This window comes from Rhizobium sp. 268 (genome assembly GCF_036571585.1).
Taxonomy (GTDB): domain Bacteria; phylum Pseudomonadota; class Alphaproteobacteria; order Rhizobiales; family Rhizobiaceae; genus Rhizobium; species Rhizobium redzepovicii.
On the sequence record NZ_JAPPSO010000004.1, the window covers coordinates 152570 to 173494 of the forward strand.

The window sequence follows — 20925 nt, forward strand, 5'->3', positions numbered from 1 at the left end:
GGGGCAATTGTCGTATGTAGTATTTGGTATATATCGCTTTAATCTTTTCCCAAGAAATTTAAGCTACCAAATAGAATATTGCCTTTGAATATATGAGGAGTTCGCCGGATGAATACGGCTGTCGCGCCCAAGGTGCAGGTTCCCGATGTTGCGGGCCAGATCACCTATGCCATGCGCTCGATGGGCGTTGCGCCGATACCGCGCAATTACGAACTCTTCTACGAGGCCTATATCGGTTCCAATCCGGCGCTCACCCGCGAGCTTTCCGCGCTCGGCAGCCAGGCGACGCAGGCCGAACTTGACGCGCTTGGCGCGCAATATTTCACCAGCAGCCCGGTCCGCGTCGTCGATGACGCCCATACCCGCATATCAGGCGAACTCGACGGCCTGCTGCGGATCCTGAAACAGGAGCAGAGTTCGCTCGAAAGCTATACCAGGCTGCTCGGCGAGACCCATAAGCGCATCACCTCCAAGAGCAATGCCAGCGTCGAGCTGATCGAAAACGCCATCGAACTTTTGAGCCAGGCGACCGGCGACACCATGGCGCACGGCGAACGCACCGTCGAGGACGTCGTCCAACGCTCGCAGGAGATGGACCAGGTCCGCAAGGAACTGGACGAATACAAACGCATCGCCAACACCGATTCGCTGACGCGCCTTTCCAACCGCCGCGCCTTCGACGAGCGCCTCGCCGCCGTTTTCAACAATCCCGGCATGCGGCCCGTGACGGCCCTGCTGCTCGCCGACATCGACAACTTCAAGAAGATCAACGACACCTACGGCCATCCCGTCGGCGACAAGATCCTTGCCACCGTCGCCTCCGTCATCCGCAGCAACGTCCGGCGCGATGTCTTCGTCGCCCGTGCCGGCGGCGAGGAATTCGCCCTCATCATCGACGGCAATACGCCCGAGGAAATCACGGCAATCGCCGAGCGCATCCGCCGCACGCTGGAAACGACCCCGTTCAAGAATTCCCGCACGCGGGTCAACTACGGGCCGATCACCGTCTCGATCGGCATCTGCATGGCCTCCAGCGCCGAGGATGCCGGCGAACTCTACAGCAAGACCGACATCGCCCTTTACGGCGCCAAGAATGCCGGCCGCAACTGCACGATCCTCTATCAGGACGGCATGCAGAAGGATTTCACCAAGAGCTGGCTGATCTACAAGACCTGACGGCCGTTCCACTCCGCGGCGGTTTTACCACATCGTCTTCGCCGCGCGGCCGGGCCATTCCCGGTCGTAGGTTTCCTGGTCGAAATCGCCGACCGCGGCCTTCAGCATCTGGCCGGGCGTGGGCAGCCTTGCAGGATCGGCGAAATGTTCGGCATTCCACAGTTCGGCCCGCATCACGGCGCGCGCGCACTGGAAATAGACCTCGTCGATCGAGATGACGATGACGGTGCGCGGATGTTTGCCGTCCATCTCGAAGCTTGCAAGCAACGCCTCGTCATCCGAGACGACGCCGCGGCCGTTGATGCGCATCGTCGTGTTCGAGCCAGGGATCAGGAACGCATGGGTCGGCGGCACCTCCTTGTCGTCCTCGGCATGGATGACGAGCACCGGCCGGCCGATTGCGCCCAGCGTATCGCGCGCCTCGAACTCCTCAAGTCTCCGGCCGGTGACGCGATGGACTTCATCCTCCAGCACCGCTTGCGCGGCCGGGTGAAGGCCGATCATCCGGCCGAAATCGACAAACAGCCAGGCCATCTCGCTTGGCGCGCCGATCAGCACCAGCCGCTCGCAGGCAACAGGCGCCACCGCGGGCAGCAAGCCCGCCGCTGACACCATCAGCGCCGCACCGCCGAAGGAATGGCCGATAACCGCATCGAAGGCGCCGAACCGCTGCTCGGCCGCGGCGATCGCTCCGACCGCAAGGCCCATATGCAGGAAACGCCCGCCGGCGCGCCCGTGACCGGGAAAATCGAGCGCCACCACCTCCGCGCCGGTTGCCACAAGCATCGAAACCACCTCAGCCATATATTCGGCGCTCGAGCCCCAGCCATGTGTCACCAGCAAACGCTGGCGTTTTCCCAGCGCCCCGCCATTCAGCCGATAGGCATGCGCTTTCGCCCCGGCTGCGATCTTGAGAGTGAAGCGTTCGGCGCCTGCCAGCCGGGCCGCGCCCGCGGCATGCGCCGCCTTCGCCCTTGCTCCCTTCGGCCGCGGCGAAGGGGTGCGGCAGAACAGCCGGAACGCCGCCCTGCCCGCCAGATCGGGCGAAATCGCCTGCAGAGCCGAAAAACCCAGGCGGGTGACCTCAAGCGCAAAATTTGCCATAGTGAGAATCCAAAAGACTGTTCAACACTGAACAATAAAGTACAACGATGAACAAAAATCAATCCCTTCCCTGGGATCATCCGCGTTTTCGCAGCTGGATCGCGGTGGCGCGCGCCTGCCAGCTGATGCAGCAGTCGCTGACGCGCTCGCTGGCCGATCTCGATATCAAGCCGCCGCACCTCGATATTCTCGTCAATCTCTACCGTTTCGAAGGCATCTCGCAGCAGGAGCTGGCGCGCAAGCTGTTGGTTGGCCGCTCCAATATGAGCATGCTCTTGCCGCAGATGGAAAAACGGGAGCTGATCGAGCGGCGCGGCGACGCGCGCGACAAACGCGTGCTGCGCCTTTATCTCACTGCGGAGGGCCGCCGGCTGACCGAGGCGGCGATGGCGATCCAGACCGATCTTATCGAACGCACGCTCTCCGACGAGCCGATCGAACAATGCATGGCGACGGCCACCTCGATGGAGCGCATCATAGCCACGCTGCTCAAGGATCTCAGCGACGACGACTGATGATCAATGCAGCGTCGGCGCCGGCGATGCACCGCTCAGCGAGCGGTATTCCCAGGCGGCGACGACGATCAGCACCAGCGTCGCCAGAATGCCCAGCAGATAGATTTCGAGGAAGGGTGCCGCGAAGGCAAGCAGGATCAGCAGCACCAGACCGGCAAGATGCGACAGCGGCAGCTGCCCGCTCGTCGCGCCCTTGAACCAGAGATTACCGATGAGGAACAGGCCGGAGCCGCCGAGCACCGCCGCAGCGATGCCGAGATCGCCCGTCTCATGCGGATGCGAGAACATGAACTCGACGGCCACCGCATGGACGATGATGCCGGCCAGGATCGGGATATGCCCATAGGTGAAGGCAAGCCGCGCCAACGCCCCCGGCGTCGCCTCATGCTCGATGCGATGGGCGGCGCGCCCATGGCCGAAGCGAAAATAAAGCCACCACATGGCGACGGTGCCGATGAAACCGGTGACGAAGACGATGCCGGTCAGCCCCGAAACCGGCAGCTCCGAAAAGGTGCGGCCGGAAACCAGGATCGCCTCGCCGAGGCAGATGATGACGAACAGCGCGCAGCGCTCGGCCATGTGGGCGCCGGAAACGTCCCAGTCGCTCGGCTTCGAGCGGCCGAGCCCGGGCACGGCAAAGCCCGCGGCCGGCCCGATATATTCGATCGCCAGCGCGATCACCCAGGCGATCAGCCGGGCTTCATGCTCCAGCAACCCGCCGGCGATCCAGAAGACGGCGGCCACCACGAGCCAGGTGGTGATGCGGACGAAATTCAGCGTATTGGCGCGGTCGACGCGCGTCATTGCATAGGTGGTAAACAACGAGCGTCCGACCTGCATCGCCACATAGGCGCCGGCAAACAGCAGCCCTTTGTCGCCGAAGGCCTCGGGAATGGAGGCCGACAGCAGCAGCCCGAGCATCATCAGCGCCACCAGCATGCCGCGCACCGGCATCTTGTCGGGATCGAGCCAGTTGGTCACCCAGGCGGTGAAAATCCAAACCCACCAGACGGCAAAGGTCATCAGCGCCGCTTCGGCAGCACCGAGCGGCGTATAATGGGCGGCAAGCGCATGCGAAAGCTGCGAGATCGAAAAGACGAAGACCAGGTCGAAGAACAGTTCGAGGAAGGTCACCTTGCTGCCGGCCGCACTCCCCTTGGCGCGCAGCCAGTTCTTTCCGTTCGTTTTCGCCATATGGCCCCCCGATGGCTGGTTATGTGAAGTTCAGCGCGGCTTTTCCGCCGTGTCGCGGTTCATGCCCTTTTCCCTGAGTTCATCCTCATAGGCCGAAAACAGCTCGGCGCCCCTTTCGCCGAGTTCGCGCAGATAGGTCCAGGTGTAGATGCCGGTATCGTGCATGTCGTCGAAGCCGATCCTGACGGCATAATTGCCGGTCGGCGTCATCGAGATGATCGCGACGTTGCGCTTGCCCGGCACCGTCACCCGCTGCCCCGGCCCGTGGCCCTGCACCTCGGCCGACGGCGACAGCACGCGCAAGAGTTCGGCCGACAGGTCGAAGCTCTGGCCATCGTCGAAGGTTATCGCCAGCCTCTGCCGGTCTTTCGAAACGCGAAGTTCGCTCGGCCAGATATCGCTCATCTCTATCACCCTCTTTCCTCTGGAGCAGTAGGCGTTCGCCTTTTTCGAGGCAAGCGCAAATTAGCGTGTGCGAAATCCGTTTCCCTTGACGGCGCAATCACATATGCACACATAGGAAGATATCGCTTGAAAACAGGCAGGTCTGGCGCGCTTCAGGTTCGCTCGCGGAGGAATTGGTGAATACGAGAGTCGGAACGATAGGCAACGCGTCGCCGCTCACGGCGGATGCAAATCCGATGATCGACCCTTTCGGCCGGGCAGTCACCTATCTCCGCGTCTCCGTCACCGATCGCTGCGATTTCCGCTGCACCTATTGCATGGCGGAGAATATGACCTTCCTGCCGAAGAAGGATCTGTTGACGCTGGAAGAGCTCGACCGGCTCTGTTCCGCCTTTATCACCAAAGGCGTGAGGAAAATCCGGCTGACCGGCGGCGAGCCGCTGGTGCGCAAGAACATCATGTATCTTGTGCGCCAGCTCGGCGAAAAGATCGGTTCCGGCCTCGACGAGCTGACGCTGACCACCAACGGCTCGCAGCTCTCCCGCCATGCCGAGGAGCTTTATGAGTGCGGCGTGCGCCGCATCAACGTCTCGCTCGATACGCTCGACCCCGACAAATTCCGCAAGATCACCCGCTGGGGCGATTTCGCCAAGGTCATGGAAGGCATCGATGCCGCTCAAAAGGCCGGGCTGAAGATCAAGCTCAACGCCGTGGCGCTCAAGGATTTCAACGACTCCGAGATGCCCGAACTCCTGCGCTTCGCCCATGGCCGCGGCATGGACCTCACCGTCATCGAAACCATGCCGATGGGCGAGATCGACGAGGACCGCACCGACCAGTACCTGCCGCTCTCCGAGCTTCGCGCCGATCTGGAAAAGCAGTTCACGCTTACCGACATCGACTACCAGACCGGCGGCCCGGCCCGTTACGTCAGGGTCACGGAGACCGGGGGGCGCCTCGGCTTCATCACGCCGATGACCCATAATTTCTGCGAGAGCTGTAACCGCGTCCGTCTCACCTGCACCGGCACGCTCTTTATGTGCCTCGGCCAGAACGACGCCGCCGATCTGCGCGCAGCACTCCGCGCCACCGAAGACGACGCCCTCCTCCAAGCTGCCATCGACGAAGCCATCACCCGCAAACCGAAGGGCCATGATTTCATCATCGACCGCACCCACAATCGCCCGGCCGTGGCGCGGCATATGAGTGTCACCGGCGGGTGAGACGCGGTCCCGCGAAGCGGGAGCGATCGATCCAGTGAATCGATCGCAGCGTCGAACGCCCTGAGCCCAAGCGAAGGGTTTCCCGCGCCCAAAGACTTGGGCGCACTGGATTCCTGTGACGAGCACAGGAATGACGGAGAGTGGGTTAATACCTGCGCTAGATTTTCTGCCGTCGAGCGAAGTTACGAGCAAAGCACACCAATCAGCCCATTGAACGCACGGCACATCGATCAGCCCTCATCCTGAAGTGCCAACACCCAAGAGAGCCCCATCCTGAGATGTGTAGCCCATAGGGCGAAGCCTCGAAGGACGAGGCGGGCGCTCCCGCCCAGGCACAACCATCCTGAAAAGCCCAGAAACGACGGAGCGGCAGGATCCTTCCGACCTCATCAATCAATCAGTCGATCAATCGCTGCGCCGTAAACTTGTCCGTAACAAGCATGTCGATGACCCCCACGCGCAACGCACCGGCGATTGCGTCGGTCTTTTTCGATCCACCAGCAAGAGCGATAACCCGCTCCACCCGCTCGAGATCCTCAAGCGGAAGTCCTATGACCCGGTCGTCCAGGGGCGTCTTGACCGGCTTGCCGTTTTTATCGAAGAAGCGCAGCGAGATGTCGCCGACGGCGCCCGCTTCCGCAAGATCGGAGAGTTCCCGAGATGAAAAGATGTTGCCGGACCGTGCGAGAAGTTCGGACGGTTCGACGGCTCCGATTCCGACGATCGCGAGCGTTATGCTGCCGAACAGGTCCATCGTCTCGCGAACATACGGATCGGCCTGCATCAGAAGTTTTGCCTCTCGGGATGACGTCACGCCCTGCACCGGGAGCAGTTTCGGCTCGGCGCCGGTCAGGCGCGCAAGCCGCGTGGTCAGCTGCGTGGCATGCGTCTGCACGGAAGGGTCACCCATGCCTCCAAGCGTCTGGACGACATATTTCACCTGAGCGCTCTTCTGCGGATGAATGTTCTCGACCATCTTGAAAATGGTCTGGCTCCAGCTGGAAACGCCGATGATCTCCCCCGGCGCAAGCGTCACCTCGAGGAGATGCGCCGCTGCCTCGCCAATGCGGGCCATGATGGCGCCGTCCCGATCTTCCGTGCACTCGACGACGATCGCCTCCGGCAGATCGTATTTCTCGCGAAGCGCGCTCTCGAGTTCGCTGTAGGTGCCGACGGGAGGGATGACGCTGGTTCGCACGATATCTTCAGCCTCGGCACGCTTGAGCATGCGCGACACCGTCGCCTGCGACAGGCGAAGGTGCTGTGCGATCTCGGCCTGCCGCCGCCCCTCGATGTGGTACATCTGGGCGACCCTTGAAATGAGGCGGAGTTCGTTGAGCCGAGTCATTGCTAATCCCAGAGTGAATTTTTATTCACCTTTAGCCTGTGTTTCGCGGGACGTCGAGCGGGCGAGCGCATCATTCCAGGCATCGAGAAGCCCCGCTCGATCCATGGGTTGCGGCTCTATGGTTTGGGTGTTTCGCGGCAGCCTCGCGACCACCTGGAGATCGGTCCACAAGCCGAGTGCCAGTCCCGCCAGGTAAGCAGCACCCAAAGCCGATGCCTCGGGTGCTTCGCATTGGATCACGGGATGGTCGATGAGGTTGGAGACACATTGCATCAGGAAGCGGTTCTGGCTCGGTCCGCCATCCACATAGAGCGCACCGAGCGCACCGCCGCTCTGCGCCCGCATGGCCGCGATCACGTCATGCACCTGCAAGGCGATGGAATCGGTGACCGACCGCGCCATTTGCGCCCGCGTTGTATTGAAGGTGATCTGGGAGAACAGGGCACGGGCGTCGGAATTCCAGTAAGGCGCCCCCAGTCCCACGAATGCCGGCACGAACCCGGGTCCGCCCGGCGCAGCACTTTCCGCAAGTTCGACAAGCGCCGCCACATCGGCAAGGCCAAGAATATCAGCCATCCAGGGAAGACTGGCGGCGCAGACCAGAATATTGCCTTCGAAAGCGAAGGTCGGCTTTCCCCCGATACGCCACGCGACGGTGGTTGTGACACCGTTGCGTGGAGGAATATATTGCGCAAGCGTCGTCATAATGGAAGAGCCGGTTCCGAAGGTCACCTTGCCGTCGCCCGGCTTGAAAGCGCCGTGCCCGAACAGGGCAGCGTGGCTGTCGCCGATCGCGGCCATGATCGGCGTGCCATCCGCCACCCCCGGCAATCCCTGCGTTCTACCGAAATCGGCAGAACTGTCGAGCACCTCGGGAAGGAGCGCGATATCGACGCCGAAGATCTCGCCAAGCTCCTCGCTCCATCTCTGCTCCCGCAGATCGAACAATTGGCTCCTGGCGGCATTCGAAGCGTCGCAGACATGCCGGCGCCCGCCGGTCAGGCAGTGGACGAGCCAGCTGTCCACCGTTCCCAGTCGCACCGATCGCCCGGCCGGAACACGGTCGAGCAGCCACCGAAACTTGGAACCCGGAAACATCGGATCCAAGGGCAGGCCCGTGAGCGCCTGCACCCGGTCGAGGTGGCCCTCGGCAATGAGTCGTTCGCAATCGGGCGCCGTTCGGCGGCACTGCCAGCTGACCAACGGTCCAAGCGCATCTCCCATTTCGGCGTCCCAGGCAGTGACGGATTCACGCTGGTTGGAAATGGCCACGGCCTCGATCACCACATCCGGGCCGGCGGCCTTCAGGCAGGCGTCGACTGCTTCGCAGACCGAGGCGTAGAGCCTGCGCGGGTCCTGTTCGACCCAGCCCGGCTTCGGATAGGAGATGCCGACGCGAGCCGAACCTCTGCCGACGATTTCTCCCTTTTCGGAAACGAGAACGGCCTTTGAATTGGTCGTGCCCTGGTCGATTGCCAGAATTGTCCGCATTCTATCCTCTCCGGATCAGGTCACCGCCGGGACGACAAAAGCGTCCCCGCCGGTCACGTGATCCCAATTATTTGCGCCTGATTAGCGACTGCGCGGCGTCGGCGATGGCAGCCGGCGCCATCCCGAACTCGTCGAGCAGGAACTCTGCCGAACCGGTCGGGGCGTAAATGCCAGGAACGCCGAGACGCTTCATCGGCACTGGAGCATTGTCGACCACCACTTCGGCGACCGCGGAACCGAGCCCGCCGAAGATAGAATGCTCCTCGGCCGTGACGATCGCTCCGGTTTCCCTAGCCGCGGCGATGATAGCCTCCTCGTCGATTGGACGAACCGTCGCAAGGTTCAGAACCCTGGCATTGATGCCGCGATCCGCGAGGATTTCGGCCGCCTTCACAATGCGATGAGTCAAAGTGCCGTTGGCGATAAGCGTGACGTCGGAACCTTGGCGAAGGAGATTTGCCTTGCCGAGTTCGAACCTGTGACCCTCCGGAAGCAGATCGGGCACGCCAACGCGCGACAGACGCAGGAAACAGGGCCCGTTATAGGTCGCGGCCCACGCAACGGCAGCGGCGGTTTCGATGCGGTCACAGGGCGCAATGACCGGAAGGTTGGGCAGGACCCGCGTCCAGGCGAAGTCTTCGATCGAGTGATGTGTCGGACCGAGTTCGCCATATGCCATTCCGGAAGAAATTCCCACCAGCTTGACGTTGGCATTCGAGTAGGAAATATCGGCCTTGATCTGCTCCAGCGACCGCCCTGTGAGAAACGGAGCAGCGGCACATACGAATGGAAGACGTCCGCCGTTGGCCAGGCCTGCTGCAACGCCAACCATGTTCTGCTCGGCAATACCAACATTGACGAGGCGCTCTCCAAACTTCGCCTTGAAGCCGCCGAGCTTCGAAGAGCCGACGGAGTCGTTGCAGACGGCAACGATCGTGTCGTTTTCGGCTGCCAGCCGCTCAAGCGTAGAGGCAAATGCGTCGCGGCAATCATAGAGCTTGGGTGGGTTTACTGACGCGTTCATTACAGTGCCTCCGACAGTTCTGCCAATGCGATTTCGTACTGTTCCTTGCTCGGCACCTTGTGGTGCCAGTCGACCCGGTCCTGCATGAACGAAATTCCATGGCCCTTGTTGGTATGGGCGACGATGCAATGCGGTCTTGCTCCCCGGTGTTCGAGAGCCGGAACGACTTCGCTCATGGCGTTTCCGTTGATCTCGGTGACCTCCCAATCGAAGGCCTCGAGCTTCGGGCGAAGCGGAGCGAGATCATTGGTTTCGGCGAGCGCCGCACCCTGCTGGAACCTGTTGTGATCGATGACCAGGGTCAAGTTGTCGAGTTTGAACTGGGCGGCCGCCATGATCGCTTCCCAGTTGGAACCCTCCTGCATCTCACCGTCGCCGGTGGCGACATAGGTATGAAATTTTGCGCCTGAGAGTTTGGCGGCTTTCGCCATTCCGACGGCCACCGGAAGACCGTGGCCCAGCGGCCCGGTATTGGTTTCGACGCCGGGAACCTTGTTGCAATTCGGATGCCCGTTCAGCCTCGAATGCGGCTGCAGAAAGGTGGAGACCTCCTCCTCCGGAATGAAGCCGCGTTTTGCGAGCGTCACATAGAGAGCGCATGCCGTATGTCCCTTTGAAAGGACGAACCTGTCGCGGTCGGGGTGTTTCGGCTGATCGGGCCAGACATTCAGGACACGAAAATAGAGCGCCGTCAAAATGTCGATCACCGACATCTCCCCGCCAATATGGCCGGCGCCCGCTTCAAAGACCGCCTGGAGATCGCGCAATCGGATCTCGCGGGCGATGCGCTCAAGTTCTATCGTATCCATGGGTTCCTCATGTGTGCATAAATATTCACTTATCAATATTTTTGCACAAGAAGCTGATTAGTCAAGCCCCTTATACAATGCAATGACAGCGGACGCCCGAGGAAATCTTGTTGACAGCCGGAAAGCAACTTGTTAATGAATTTTCCAACAAGTGTGAATAATTATTCTTGCTTGCACGAATATCGGATACAAGCCTAGGCATATAGGGAGGAGCAATGGTGGCGCTCGATATCAATGAACACAGGCTTTCGTCCGGAGCCTGGCTGAGCAAGCTCAAGGGAGCAACCGGTCCGCTCGTCGGACTGCTCGCGCTGTGCGTCTTTCTGAGCCTGAGCACCGACACGTTTCTTTCGGTTCGAAACGGCCTCAACATCCTCGACCAGATCACCGTTCTCGGCATCATGGCGGTCGGAATGACCTTCGTCATCCTGATCGGCGGCATTGATCTCTCCGTCGGCTCGGCGCTTGCCCTGGCGATGATGGTCATGGGCTGGACCGCCAATGTCGCCGGTCTGCCGCTGCCCATCGGGATCGCCTCTGCGCTGATCGCATCGGCAGTCTCCGGCCTGATCGTCGGACTTCTGGTGACGCAATTCAGGGTACCGGCCTTCATTGCCACGCTTGCGATGATGTCCGCGGCTCGCGGCGTTGCAAACATGATCACCGATGGCCAGCAGATCGTCGGATTCCCCGATTGGTTCATGATGCTGGCAATCGACCGCCATTTCGGCGTCATGACGGCCACGGTATTTTTGATGCTTGCGGTTGTTCTTGCGGCATGGCTGTTCCTGCACTTCCGCTCCGAAGGGCGCATGCTTTATGCGGTGGGCGGAAATCCGGAAGTCGCACGCCTGGCCGGGATCAACGTCCCGCTCGTGACGATATCAGTCTATGTCGTCAGTGCCGTCCTTGCGGGGCTTGCTGGCATCGTGCTCGCCGCTCGGCTGGATTCCGTCCAGCCATCCAGCGGTCTCGGCTATGAGCTGGACACCATCGCCGCTGTTGTCATCGGCGGCACGTCGCTCTCCGGCGGCGCCGGCGGCATCGGGGGAACGCTGATCGGCGTTCTTATCATCGGTGTGCTTCGCAACGGGCTCAATCTTCTCAACGTCTCGCCGTTCCTTCAGCAGGTGATCATCGGCATCGTCATCGTGCTCGCGGTCGGCGCGGAAACCATTCGCAGGCGTCGCGCCTGACGAGCGTGGTCCGCCGCATTGGCGGACCTGGAATTCCGCCCCGAACGTTTGGGGCGGATCAATAACCCAAGGGGGAGGACATACCCGAGGGTCCCATCAAACAACGGAGGAAATACAATGAAAATAGCGCGCACCATGCTCGCGTCTGCCGCCCTGCTCGGCCTCATGCTCGGTCCCGTACACGCTGCGGAACTGAAGAAGCTCGGCCTGGCCGTTGCCAATCTTCAGGCAAACTTCTTCAACCAGATCAAGCAATCGGTCGAGGCCGAAGCCAAGAAGCGCGGCATCGAAGTCATCACGGTCGACGCAAAAGGCGACGGACCGACGCAGGTCAACCAGATCCAGGATCTTCTGACCCAGAAAATCGACGCGCTGATCTACATTCCGGCCGGTGCGGCCGCTGCGACCGTTCCGGTCAAGCTGGCCAAGAGCGCCGGCATCCCGGTCGTCAACGTCGACCGCAACGCCGAGGGTGCACCGGGCGACACCTTCCTCGCAACGGATTCCGTCGCCTCTGCCAAGGCAGTGTGCGACTACATTCTGAAGGAAGCCGGCGGCAAGGGGAAGATGGTCATCATCCACGGCCAGAAGGGCACGACGCCGGAAGTCGATCGCTCGAAGGGCTGCGCTGAATCCCTCAAGGCCTATCCTGACGTGAAAGTTGTCGCTGAGCAGTTCTCCAACATCTGGAGCCAGGACGAAGGCTTCCAGATCATGCAGAACATGCTGCAGGCAAACCCCGACGTTTCGATCGTGTTCGCCCAGGCCGACGGTCTTGCACTTGGCGCCGCGCAGGCGATCAAGGTCGCCAATCCGTCGCAGAAGATCGTCGTTGGCGGCTTCGATGGCGACACTGCAGCTCTCGAAGCCCTCAGCAAGGGCGTCTTCAACGTCACTGCGACACAGCAGACGCAGAAGATGGGCCGTGACGCGGTTGAAAATGCCGCCAAGCTTGTCGCCGGAGAAAAAGTGCCCCCGGTCCAGCTCCTCGATGCCACGCTGACAACCAAGGAAAACGTGGCAGGCTTCATCGCCAACCACCCGTAATGAAGTCGAGGTCTTGAGGAGGTGTGCCAATGACAGATCCGGTTCTTTCCCTGAGGGGCATATCCAAGTGGTACGGGCCGCTCCAGGTGCTGAAGGATGTCAGCTTGGACGTTTATCCTGGCGAAGTGGTTGCACTTCTCGGCGAAAACGGAGCGGGCAAGTCGACCCTGTCCGGCATCATCGCCGGGTCACGCACACCGTCCGAAGGATCAATGACATGGCTGGGGCAGCCTTATGCCCCGGCCACCCCCAGGGAAGCGATCGACAAGGGCGTTGTGCTGATCCATCAGGAACTGCAGCTTCTGCCGCAGCTGTCGATCGCCGAAAACGTCTTCATCGGACGCTGGCCAATGAAGAACGGCGTCGTCGACCGTGCCCAAATGGTTCGCCGGGCCCAGGATCAGCTCGCTCGCTTGAACCTTCACATCCCGGCAACGCGAACGGTCGCCGGCCTTTCCACAGCAAATCAGCAGCTCATCGAGATCGCCAAGGCGCTGGCTCTCGACGCAAAGCTCTTGATCCTCGATGAGCCGACAGCCGCGCTTGGCGGCGCGGAGACGGAAGCCCTCTTCGAACAGGTTCGCAAGCTTCGCTCGGAAGGCGTAGGCATCGTCTACATTTCCCACCGCATGGAAGAGATCAAGCAGATAACCAACCGGATCGTCGTTCTTCGCGACGGGGAGCGGGTGCAGGAATTCTCGGACAGCGCGACCCCGGTGCGAACGATTATCGAGAGCATGGTCGGACGCCCGCTTGACCGCTTGTTCCCCACCCTGCCCGTTCCGACAGACCGTCCAGTCCTGCAGGTGTCCGGGCTGAGCTCGCCCGACAACTCGTTCCGAGACGTTACCTTCGAGGTGCGGGCCGGTGAAATTCTCGGGATAGCCGGCTTGGTCGGCGCCGGCCGCACCGAACTGGTGCGTGCGATTTCGGGCGCAGATCCGATCAGTGCCGGTTCGATCAAGCTGGAAGGCGAGGAACTCAGGCTGCGCGATCCGGCGGACGCGATCGCCAAGGGCATCGTGATGGTTCCGGAAGACCGCAAGGAACAGGGCCTGGTGGTCGGGCACCGGATCAGCGAGAACATTATCTACGCCAATCTCGACAAACTGGGCGGCGGTTGGATTACGCCGAGCGTCAAGCGCTCGTTTGCGCAAAAGGCAGTTGCCAAGTTCGGCGTCAAGGGCCGTGCGGAGCAGTACGCCTCCGACCTTTCGGGCGGCAACCAGCAGAAGGTCGTGATCGCGAAGTGGCTCATGCGTGATCCCAAAGTCGTCGTGCTCGACGAACCGACGAGAGGCATCGATGTCGGCGCTCGCGCAGGCATCTACGACATCATCGTCAATCTTGCCAAACAGGGCGTGGCGGTCATCGTCGTAAGCTCGGACCTCGAGGAAGTTCTCGGAGTCTCCAACCGCATTCTCGTGCTTGCCCAAGGCAAGCAGGCGGGGATCCTCGATCGTGGCCAGGCAAATGACGTCTCGGTCATGGAGCTAGCTACCATCTAAACAGATAGAGAAAGGAAGAGCGGTGTCCGACATCACTCTGAACGCCCCGAAGCTTTTCGATCTCAGCGGCCAGGTTGCCATCGTCACCGGGGCCGGAAGCGGCATCGGGCAGCGCATTGCCATCGGGCTTGCGCAATGCGGCGCCGACGTGGCCCTGCTCGACCGTCGGAGCGACGACGGATTGGCCAGGACGGCTGAACATATCAGCGTCGCCGGCCGCCGCTCGATCCAGATCGCGGCTGATGTTACGAACAAATCTTCCCTTGGAGATGCAGTCGCACGTACCGAAGCCGATCTCGGCACCTTGACGCTTGCCGTCAACGCGGCAGGCATCGCCAACGCGAACCCGGCGGAGGAGATGGAGGAGGATCAATATCAGACGTTGATGGATATCAACCTGAAAGGCATCTTCCTTTCCTGCCAGGCCGAGGCTCGCGCCATGCTGAAGAATGGACGCGGCTCCATCGTCAACATTGCTTCCATGTCGGGTGTGATCGTCAACCGGGGGCTGAACCAGGCGCATTACAACGCCTCTAAGGCGGGCGTGATCCATATGTCGAAGTCTATGGCGATGGAATGGGTCGACCGCGGCATTCGCGTCAACACCATTTCCCCCGGATACACGGCGACGCCCATGAACACCCGTCCGGAGATGGTTCATCAGACCAAGCTCTTCGAAGAGCAGACGCCGATGCAGCGCATGGCAGCGGTCGACGAGATGGTCGGTCCGGCGGTGTTCCTTCTGTCGACTGCGGCAAGTTTCGTCACCGGCGTCGATCTTCTCGTCGACGGCGGTTTCTGCTGCTGGTGATGGATAAGAAGACGCATTGCCGGCGACAGAAAGTGAACCGGTCTCGCTTCCTCCCTGGCTGAGACCGAGGCGCTGAAGGGAGCAACGGGCCAGACGGCGCGCGATATCGCCGCCTGCCCGCCCTTCGCGCTGATCGAACGGCTGTCGCAGCCGCTTGAGCTTCAACAATGACCGTAAGGCAGGCATCCAGATTTGCTGTTTATCGACGATACCGCGAAGGAAAGAGCATGAAACGCTTTGAGCAAAAGACTGTCGTCATTACCGGAGGCAGCCGCGGCATCGGCGCGGCCATCGCCAGGCGTTTTGCCCGCGAAGGCGCCAACCTTGTCGTTTCGGCCAACGAGGATCTGGTCCACGGCGTTGCCGAGCAGATCCGGGCCGAAGGCGGCAAGGCAATCTCCTTCATCGGCGACGTTACCGACAAAACAAGCGTCATCGCCCTCTACGATGCGGCCGAGACGGAATTCGGCTCTGTCGACGTCTCGATCCAAAATGCCGGCGTCATCACCATCGCCCGCGTCGAGGACTTGACCGAGAACGAGTGGGACAAGGTCATGGCCGTCAACACCAAGGGCGTCTTCCTCTGCGCTCAAGAGGCGATATCGCGCATGCGCAAGCACAAGCGCGGCGGCCGCATCATCAACACCGCCTCCGGCCAGGCCCGCGACGGCTTCATTTTTACGCCGCATTATGCCGCCTCGAAAATGGGTGTCGTCGGCATCACCCAGAGCCTGGCCAAGGAAGTCGCGACCGAAAACATCACCGTCAACGCTTTCTGCCCCGGCATCATCGAAACCGACATGTGGGCCTATAACGACCAAGCCTGGGGCAAGCTGCTTGGCAACTACGCCCCCGGCGAACTGATGAAGGAATGGGTCGAAGGCATCCCGATGAAACGCGCCGGCTCCGGCGAAGACGTCGCCGGACTGGTCACCTTCCTCGCCAGCGACGACGCCGCCTACATCACCGGCCAGACGATCAATGTCGATGGCGGGTTGATCATGTCGTAGGTGGAGCGGAGGACACCGGCTCCTCGAAGCGGGCGATTTCCGCTCCCGCCTGAAGATATCCGCCAACTTCTACCTTGATCCGAATCTTGCCTGCCCGCGATGCCGTGACCTGGGTTTCCATCTTCATCGCCTCCATGACGGCGATGAGATCACCGGCAACAACCTCCGCGCCATCTTCGACCTTGAACGCCTGCAGCGTGCCGGAAATCGGTGCGGTTATGGTCGCCGCGTCGTCGGTCCTTGCCGCTGTCGCACCTCCACTACCCGCGCCTGCAAGTCCGCCGAGACCGGCAAGGAGCGCCGCGGGAATGCCGAGTTCATGTCGCTTACCATCGATCTCGACGTGGGTGCGGATCAGGTGGCCATCGGCAACCGGCTCGGGCCGGGCGACGGCCGAAAGCCGATCGGCGAAGCCGGTCTCGATCCAGCGCGTGTGCACCTTGAATCCTGTCTCGCCGATGAATTCTTCTGTCTCGATCGCGGCGCGGTGGAAGGGAAGGACCGTTGCGACGCCCTCGATCCTGAACTCCTTGAGGGCACGGCGGGCGCGGCTCAACGCCTCCTCACGGGTACTGCCCGTGACGATCAGCTTCGCCATCAGCGAATCGAAGGTGCCGGGAACGGTCGAGCCCACGCCGACACCGGTGTCGAGACGGATGCCGGGACCGGAGGGCGCGTCGAAAGCCGTGATCGCGCCGGGTGTCGGCAAGAAGCCACGGCCGGGATCTTCGGCGTTGATACGGAACTCGATCGAGTGGCCACGCGGGGCAGGCGTTTCGGTGACGCGCAACGGCAGGCCATCGGCGATGCGGAACTGCTCGATCACGAGATCGATGCCGGTCGTCTCCTCGGTTACCGGATGCTCGACCTGAAGGCGCGTGTTCACTTCGAGGAAGGAGATCGTACCGTCGACACCGAGCAGGAACTCGACCGTTCCCGCCCCCGAGTAGCCGGCCGCCGCACAGATCTTCTTCGCGGCGTCGTGGATCGACTGGCGCTGAGCGTCGGAAAGAAACGGTGCCGGCGCCTCCTCGACGAGCTTCTGGTTGCGCCGCTGTAGCGAGCAGTCACGGGTGCCGAGAACCAGCACATTGCCATGTTTGTCAGCCAGCACCTGCGCCTCGATGTGGCGCGGACGATCGAGGAAGCGTTCGAGGAAACACTCGCCGCGGCCGAAGGCGGCCTTGGCCTCACGCACGGCGGATTCGTAGAGTTCCGCCACCTCCTCCATCTTCCAGGCGACCTTCAGGCCGCGTCCGCCGCCCCCATGCGCCGCCTTGATGGCAACGGGCAGACCGTGTTTTTCAGCAAAGGCGGTGACTTCCGCAGCGGTCTCGACCGGACCGTCACTGCCAGCGACGAGAGGCGCACCGACACTCAGCGCAATGCGCCGGGCCTCGACCTTGTCGCCAAGGGCTTCGATGACATGCGGATCCGGTCCGATCCAGATGAGGCCTGCATCGATGACGGCTCGGGCGAACTCCGCACGCTCGGACAGGAACCCGTAGCCGGGATGAACGGCGTCGGCGCCCGAACGTTTGGCAATGTCGATCAGCTTGTCGATATCGAGATAGGTTTCCGCCGGACGGCTGCCGGAGAGCCCGTAGGCTTCGTCCGCCAGCTTGACGAAGAGCGCATCCATGTCCGGATCGGCATAGACGGCGACCGATTGCAGGCCGTGGTCGCGACAAGCCCGGATGATGCGCACCGCAATCTCGCCTCGGTTGGCGATCAGGACTTTCTGCATGGATGTCTCCTCACTTATTTCTTGGCGGCCGGGCTTTGGTGTCGGGCACGTGCGGCCGAACATCGGCAAACCTCGTCACGGGCCGGAAGCGTATCTGGGCATTGACCGGGATCTGCCCGGCGAGATCGAGATGATATTCGGCGACCGTGCCGATGACCGGGTAACCGCCGGTCAACGGATGGTCCGCAAGGAAAAGCACCGGCTGGCCGCTATGCGGCACCTGGATCGCGCCGGTTGCGGTTCCCTCGCTCGGCAGCTCCGTCTTGTCCTTACGCTCGATGGCGATGTCGCCGGAAAGACGGATACCGACACGGTTGGACTGCGGGGTCACCTGCCAGAGTTGACCCGAGAAACTGGTGATGGCGGCCTCGGTGAACCAGTCGCTGCGCGGTCCCATGATCACGTCGAGCGTCACGATCTCGCCGGAAGCCGGAAACGCGAAGGCCGGCGCTTCGGAAAGCGATACGCTGCCGAGAGACTGCGTCGCCGTTTGCAGTGTCAAGATCGTCCCTGCCGTGACCGGGTCCGGGCCGATGAAGGCAAGCGTATCGGTCGAGGCGCTGCCGAGCACCGGCTCGACAGTGAGACCGCCGCGGATCGACAAATAGCTTCGCATGCCGCGCGGCGCATGGCCGAGCGTCACCACATCGCCGGGCTCCAGCGAGATGGGCCGATAGGTTTCGGCGGCAATGGTGCGCCCTGAGGCATCGCGGATCGATATCGGACAGGGCGCGCCGGTCAGTGCCATCACCGTCCGGCCCGACGCCTCGAAAGAAAATCCGCCGAGGGTGATTTCGAGGCACGGGGTGCCGGCAGCATTGCCGACCACACGGTTGGCCGCCTTGAGTGCCCGTCGATCGAGCGCGCCTGAGGAGGACACGCCCTGGCCGGTCTTGCCGAAGCGGCCGAGATCCTGAAACAGTGCCGGCATGGGTGCGGCCAGGACCTTTAGTGTGACAGCCCCGCCGGAGACCTCGGCCGGGCCCGCATCTGCGACCTTCGTCGCCAGAGTGGAAATCGCAACCGTCCGCTTTTCGAGATCGAAGAAGCGCACCCGGTAGCCGGGCTGGAACAAGGCCGGCGGATCGCGCGACAGGTCCCACATTTTTTCCAACGTCGTGCCGATGATCTGCCAGCCGCCGGGACTTGCCTGCGGATAGACGCCGGAAAAGGCGCCAGCAAGAGCGACCGATCCCGCCGGAATCCGAGTCCGCGGGCTTTGGCGCCGCGGCACATGCAGCGCGGGATCACCACCGACAAGATAACCGAAACCGGGGGCAAAGCCGCAGAAGGCGACGGTGAAGGTGCTCTCGGTGTGACGACGGATGACCTCTTCGACTGACAGACCGGTCAGTTGCGCCACATCGGCAAGGTCTTCGCCGTCATAGTGAACCGGGATTTCGACGAGCTGGTCGGACGGCGCGATGCGGGCCGAAAGGTCGCGGGTGGCGATCTCGCCGGCAAGCCGTTCCGCGGTGAGCCTTTCTGCGCGAAAGCCGATCATCAGCGTGCGTGCGGCCGGCACTATCTCTTCGATGCCCTCCACCGGATCGGTTTCGAGCGAAGCAAACAGCGCCAGCGTCTGGTCGAGATCGTCGAGTTCGACCAGAAGGGTCGTCAGGTTGACGGGCAGGAAGCGCATCGGATCCTCAGGCGTGATAGGCGGTGTCGGGAATGTCGGTGATGAACATATGCCCCGGCGCATGGGTGATGGCAAAGGGCACGCCGGATGCCATCACGGCGGCCTGCGGGGTCACGCCGCAGGCCCAGAACACCGGGATTTCACCAGGCTCGATACGCACCGGCTCGCCGAATTCCGGCTTCGACAGGTCTCGGATGCCGATTTCTTCCGGCGCGCCGATATGGACAGGTGCGCCGTGCACCGCCGGGAAGCGACCGGAGATGGTCGCGGCATCGGCGACGCGGCTCGCCTTGATCGGCCTCATCGATACGACCAGGTTGCCGCGCAGCCGGCCTGCCGGGCGGCAGGCGCGGTTGGTCAGATACATCGGAACGTTCGACTTGTCGGTGATATGCCGGATCTCGATGCCCGCCTCGGCCATCGACGTTTCGAAGGTGAAGCTGCATCCGATGAGGAAGCTGACGAGGTCGGGGCGTTCCGCCCAGGCCGTCGTCGCATCCGCGATTTCCTCGGCGAGCTTGCCGTCGCGCCAGATGCGATAGAGCGGCAGATCCGTGCGAAGATCGGCCCCCGGAGCCAGAAGCGTCATGTGCGAGCCGGGATCGGAAACGTCGAGCAATGGGCAGGCCTTCGGATTGCGCTGCGCAAAGAGCAGGAAATCGAAGGCCCAGTCGCGCGGCAGGACGATCATGTTTGCCTGGGTAAATCCCGGCGCCACACCCGACGTCGGCTCGGCATTACCGGCCCGATAGCGCCGGCGCGCGAGGCGCGCCGCTTCGGCATCGATGTGACCAAGGTTCTCAATCGCAATCATGGTTTCCTCCAAATGTTTGCTCACGCCGCCAGGAACGAGCGAACGGTGATCCCGTCGGTCTCAAAGGCCTGACGAATCGCCTGGGCGATCGCGACCGCACCGGGGCTGTCGCCATGGACGCAGATCGACTGAGCATCGACCTTGATGGTCGAGCCGTCGATCGCTTCGATCGTACCCTCGTGAGCAAGTTGCAGCATGCGACGGGCGATCACGGTTGTGTCGTGCAGAACCGCGCCCGGTTCACGACGCGAAACGAGTTCCCCGCCGGCCGTATAGGCGCGGTCGGCGAAGGCCTCGGCCACGGTCTTGAGGCCGGATTTGTGCGCGAGTTTGAGGATGGGTGCTCCGGCCAGGCCCATTAGAACCAGGTCCGGATCGATCGCCTTGATGCCGTCGATCACCGCCTGGCCCTGTATTGGATCGTGGGCAATGCGGTTGTAGAGCGCGCCGTGCGGCTTAACGTAGCCGACTACGACGCCCGCAGCAGCGGCGACGCCTTTCAGCGCGCCGATCTGATAAATGACGTCGGCGGTCAGTTCCGGGCTGGTGACGCCCATGTCGCGCCGTCCGAAGCCGACTCGGTCGGGATAGGAAACATGGGCTCCGACCGAAACGCCCCTTTCAGCGGCGGCTTTGACAGTCTTCAGAATGCCGAGCGGATCGCCGGCATGGAAGCCGCAGGCGATATTGGCGCTGGAGACGATGGCCAGCATAGCCGCGTCGTCGCCCATGCCCCAGGCGCCGTAGCTTTCGCCGAGATCGCTGTTCAGATCGATGGCAGTCATGTCAGATCTCCCTGTGAATCACGAACGATGTAGGCCGGGCTGTCCGGAACCGAAAGCGTGATTGATTCAAAAAGTC

Annotated in this window: 18 protein-coding genes and 2 pseudogenes; 8 read left to right on the forward strand and 12 right to left on the reverse strand. The window is 62.1% G+C overall.

What is annotated here, in order from left to right; translation table 11 throughout:
• The first annotated feature begins 108 nt into the window (after positions 1–108).
• Positions 109–1176 (forward strand): GGDEF domain-containing protein, encoded by a 1068-nt coding sequence (locus tag OS035_RS09410; RefSeq protein ID WP_097628540.1) that lies wholly within the window; start codon positions 109–111, stop codon positions 1174–1176.
• A gap of 24 nt (positions 1177–1200) precedes the next feature.
• Here OS035_RS09410 and OS035_RS09415 read toward each other — a convergent pair.
• Positions 1201–1512: pseudogene (locus OS035_RS09415) on the reverse strand (pyridoxamine 5'-phosphate oxidase family protein); the annotation flags it as partial.
• Positions 1513–2280: pseudogene (locus OS035_RS09420) on the reverse strand (alpha/beta hydrolase); the annotation flags it as partial. It lies immediately after the preceding pseudogene.
• A 47-nt stretch (positions 2281–2327) separates the two neighbouring features.
• Here OS035_RS09420 and OS035_RS09425 point away from each other — a divergent pair.
• Complete coding sequence (locus OS035_RS09425; RefSeq protein WP_097628537.1) at positions 2328–2795, forward strand: MarR family winged helix-turn-helix transcriptional regulator; 468 nt, start codon at positions 2328–2330, stop codon at positions 2793–2795.
• Positions 2796–2798: 3 nt separating this feature from the next.
• Here the strand turns inward: OS035_RS09425 and OS035_RS09430 are convergent, their stop codons facing one another.
• Both OS035_RS09430 and OS035_RS09435 read right to left on the reverse strand, forming a co-directional pair.
• Complete coding sequence (locus OS035_RS09430) at positions 2799–3989, reverse strand: low temperature requirement protein A (RefSeq protein ID WP_131711021.1); 1191 nt, start codon at positions 3987–3989, stop codon at positions 2799–2801.
• A 30-nt stretch (positions 3990–4019) separates the two neighbouring features.
• Positions 4020–4394, reverse strand: a complete 375-nt coding sequence (locus OS035_RS09435; protein ID WP_054182994.1) for a gamma-butyrobetaine hydroxylase-like domain-containing protein — start codon at positions 4392–4394, stop codon at positions 4020–4022.
• 176 nt (positions 4395–4570) lie between these two features.
• Here OS035_RS09435 and moaA point away from each other — a divergent pair, with 176 nt between their 5' ends.
• The gene (moaA, locus tag OS035_RS09440; RefSeq protein WP_131711022.1) at positions 4571–5617 is read left to right on the forward strand and encodes a GTP 3',8-cyclase MoaA; all 1047 of its coding nucleotides are present in this window, start codon (positions 4571–4573) and stop codon (positions 5615–5617) included.
• Between the two features lie 397 nt (positions 5618–6014).
• Here the strand turns inward: moaA and OS035_RS09445 are convergent, their stop codons facing one another.
• The 4 genes from OS035_RS09445 to OS035_RS09460 all read right to left on the reverse strand — a co-directional run bounded on the left by OS035_RS09445 (position 6015) and on the right by OS035_RS09460 (position 10289).
• The gene (locus tag OS035_RS09445; RefSeq protein ID WP_054182988.1) at positions 6015–6965 is read right to left on the reverse strand and encodes a sugar-binding transcriptional regulator; all 951 of its coding nucleotides are present in this window, start codon (positions 6963–6965) and stop codon (positions 6015–6017) included.
• A 21-nt stretch (positions 6966–6986) separates the two neighbouring features.
• Positions 6987–8456: an FGGY family carbohydrate kinase gene (locus OS035_RS09450; RefSeq protein WP_131711023.1), complete on the reverse strand. Its 1470-nt coding sequence runs from the start codon at positions 8454–8456 to the stop codon at positions 6987–6989.
• A gap of 67 nt (positions 8457–8523) precedes the next feature.
• Positions 8524–9480: a transketolase family protein gene (locus OS035_RS09455; RefSeq protein WP_097628533.1), complete on the reverse strand. Its 957-nt coding sequence runs from the start codon at positions 9478–9480 to the stop codon at positions 8524–8526.
• Positions 9480–10289, reverse strand: a complete 810-nt coding sequence (locus OS035_RS09460; RefSeq protein WP_097628532.1) for a transketolase — start codon at positions 10287–10289, stop codon at positions 9480–9482. The genes OS035_RS09455 and OS035_RS09460 overlap by 1 nt, the downstream gene beginning before the upstream one ends.
• Before the next feature lie 215 nt (positions 10290–10504).
• Between OS035_RS09460 and OS035_RS09465 the strand changes: the two genes are divergently transcribed.
• The 5 genes from OS035_RS09465 (at position 10505) to OS035_RS09485 (ending at position 15861) form a co-directional block, all read left to right on the forward strand.
• The gene (locus OS035_RS09465) at positions 10505–11485 is read left to right on the forward strand and encodes an ABC transporter permease (protein WP_131711024.1); all 981 of its coding nucleotides are present in this window, start codon (positions 10505–10507) and stop codon (positions 11483–11485) included.
• A 117-nt stretch (positions 11486–11602) separates the two neighbouring features.
• The gene (locus tag OS035_RS09470) at positions 11603–12532 is read left to right on the forward strand and encodes a sugar ABC transporter substrate-binding protein (RefSeq protein WP_003540275.1); all 930 of its coding nucleotides are present in this window, start codon (positions 11603–11605) and stop codon (positions 12530–12532) included.
• 29 nt (positions 12533–12561) lie between these two features.
• Positions 12562–14040 (forward strand): sugar ABC transporter ATP-binding protein, encoded by a 1479-nt coding sequence (locus OS035_RS09475; protein ID WP_131711025.1) that lies wholly within the window; start codon positions 12562–12564, stop codon positions 14038–14040.
• A 22-nt stretch (positions 14041–14062) separates the two neighbouring features.
• Positions 14063–14851: an SDR family oxidoreductase gene (locus OS035_RS09480; RefSeq protein WP_222134660.1), complete on the forward strand. Its 789-nt coding sequence runs from the start codon at positions 14063–14065 to the stop codon at positions 14849–14851.
• Between the two features lie 227 nt (positions 14852–15078).
• Positions 15079–15861, forward strand: a complete 783-nt coding sequence (locus OS035_RS09485; RefSeq protein ID WP_131711027.1) for a glucose 1-dehydrogenase — start codon at positions 15079–15081, stop codon at positions 15859–15861.
• Here OS035_RS09485 and OS035_RS09490 read toward each other — a convergent pair.
• From OS035_RS09490 to OS035_RS09505, 4 genes are read right to left on the reverse strand one after another with little or no spacing between them, the layout of a single operon-like run.
• The gene (locus OS035_RS09490; RefSeq protein ID WP_097628527.1) at positions 15851–17608 is read right to left on the reverse strand and encodes an acetyl/propionyl/methylcrotonyl-CoA carboxylase subunit alpha; all 1758 of its coding nucleotides are present in this window, start codon (positions 17606–17608) and stop codon (positions 15851–15853) included. The genes OS035_RS09485 and OS035_RS09490 overlap by 11 nt on opposite strands.
• 10 nt (positions 17609–17618) lie before the next feature.
• Positions 17619–19250, reverse strand: a complete 1632-nt coding sequence (locus OS035_RS09495) for a 5-oxoprolinase/urea amidolyase family protein (RefSeq protein WP_131711029.1) — start codon at positions 19248–19250, stop codon at positions 17619–17621.
• A 7-nt stretch (positions 19251–19257) separates the two neighbouring features.
• Positions 19258–20064, reverse strand: a complete 807-nt coding sequence (locus OS035_RS09500) for a putative hydro-lyase (protein WP_097628525.1) — start codon at positions 20062–20064, stop codon at positions 19258–19260.
• Between the two features lie 20 nt (positions 20065–20084).
• Complete coding sequence (locus tag OS035_RS09505; RefSeq protein ID WP_097628524.1) at positions 20085–20849, reverse strand: LamB/YcsF family protein; 765 nt, start codon at positions 20847–20849, stop codon at positions 20085–20087.
• Positions 20850–20925: the final 76 nt, after the last annotated feature.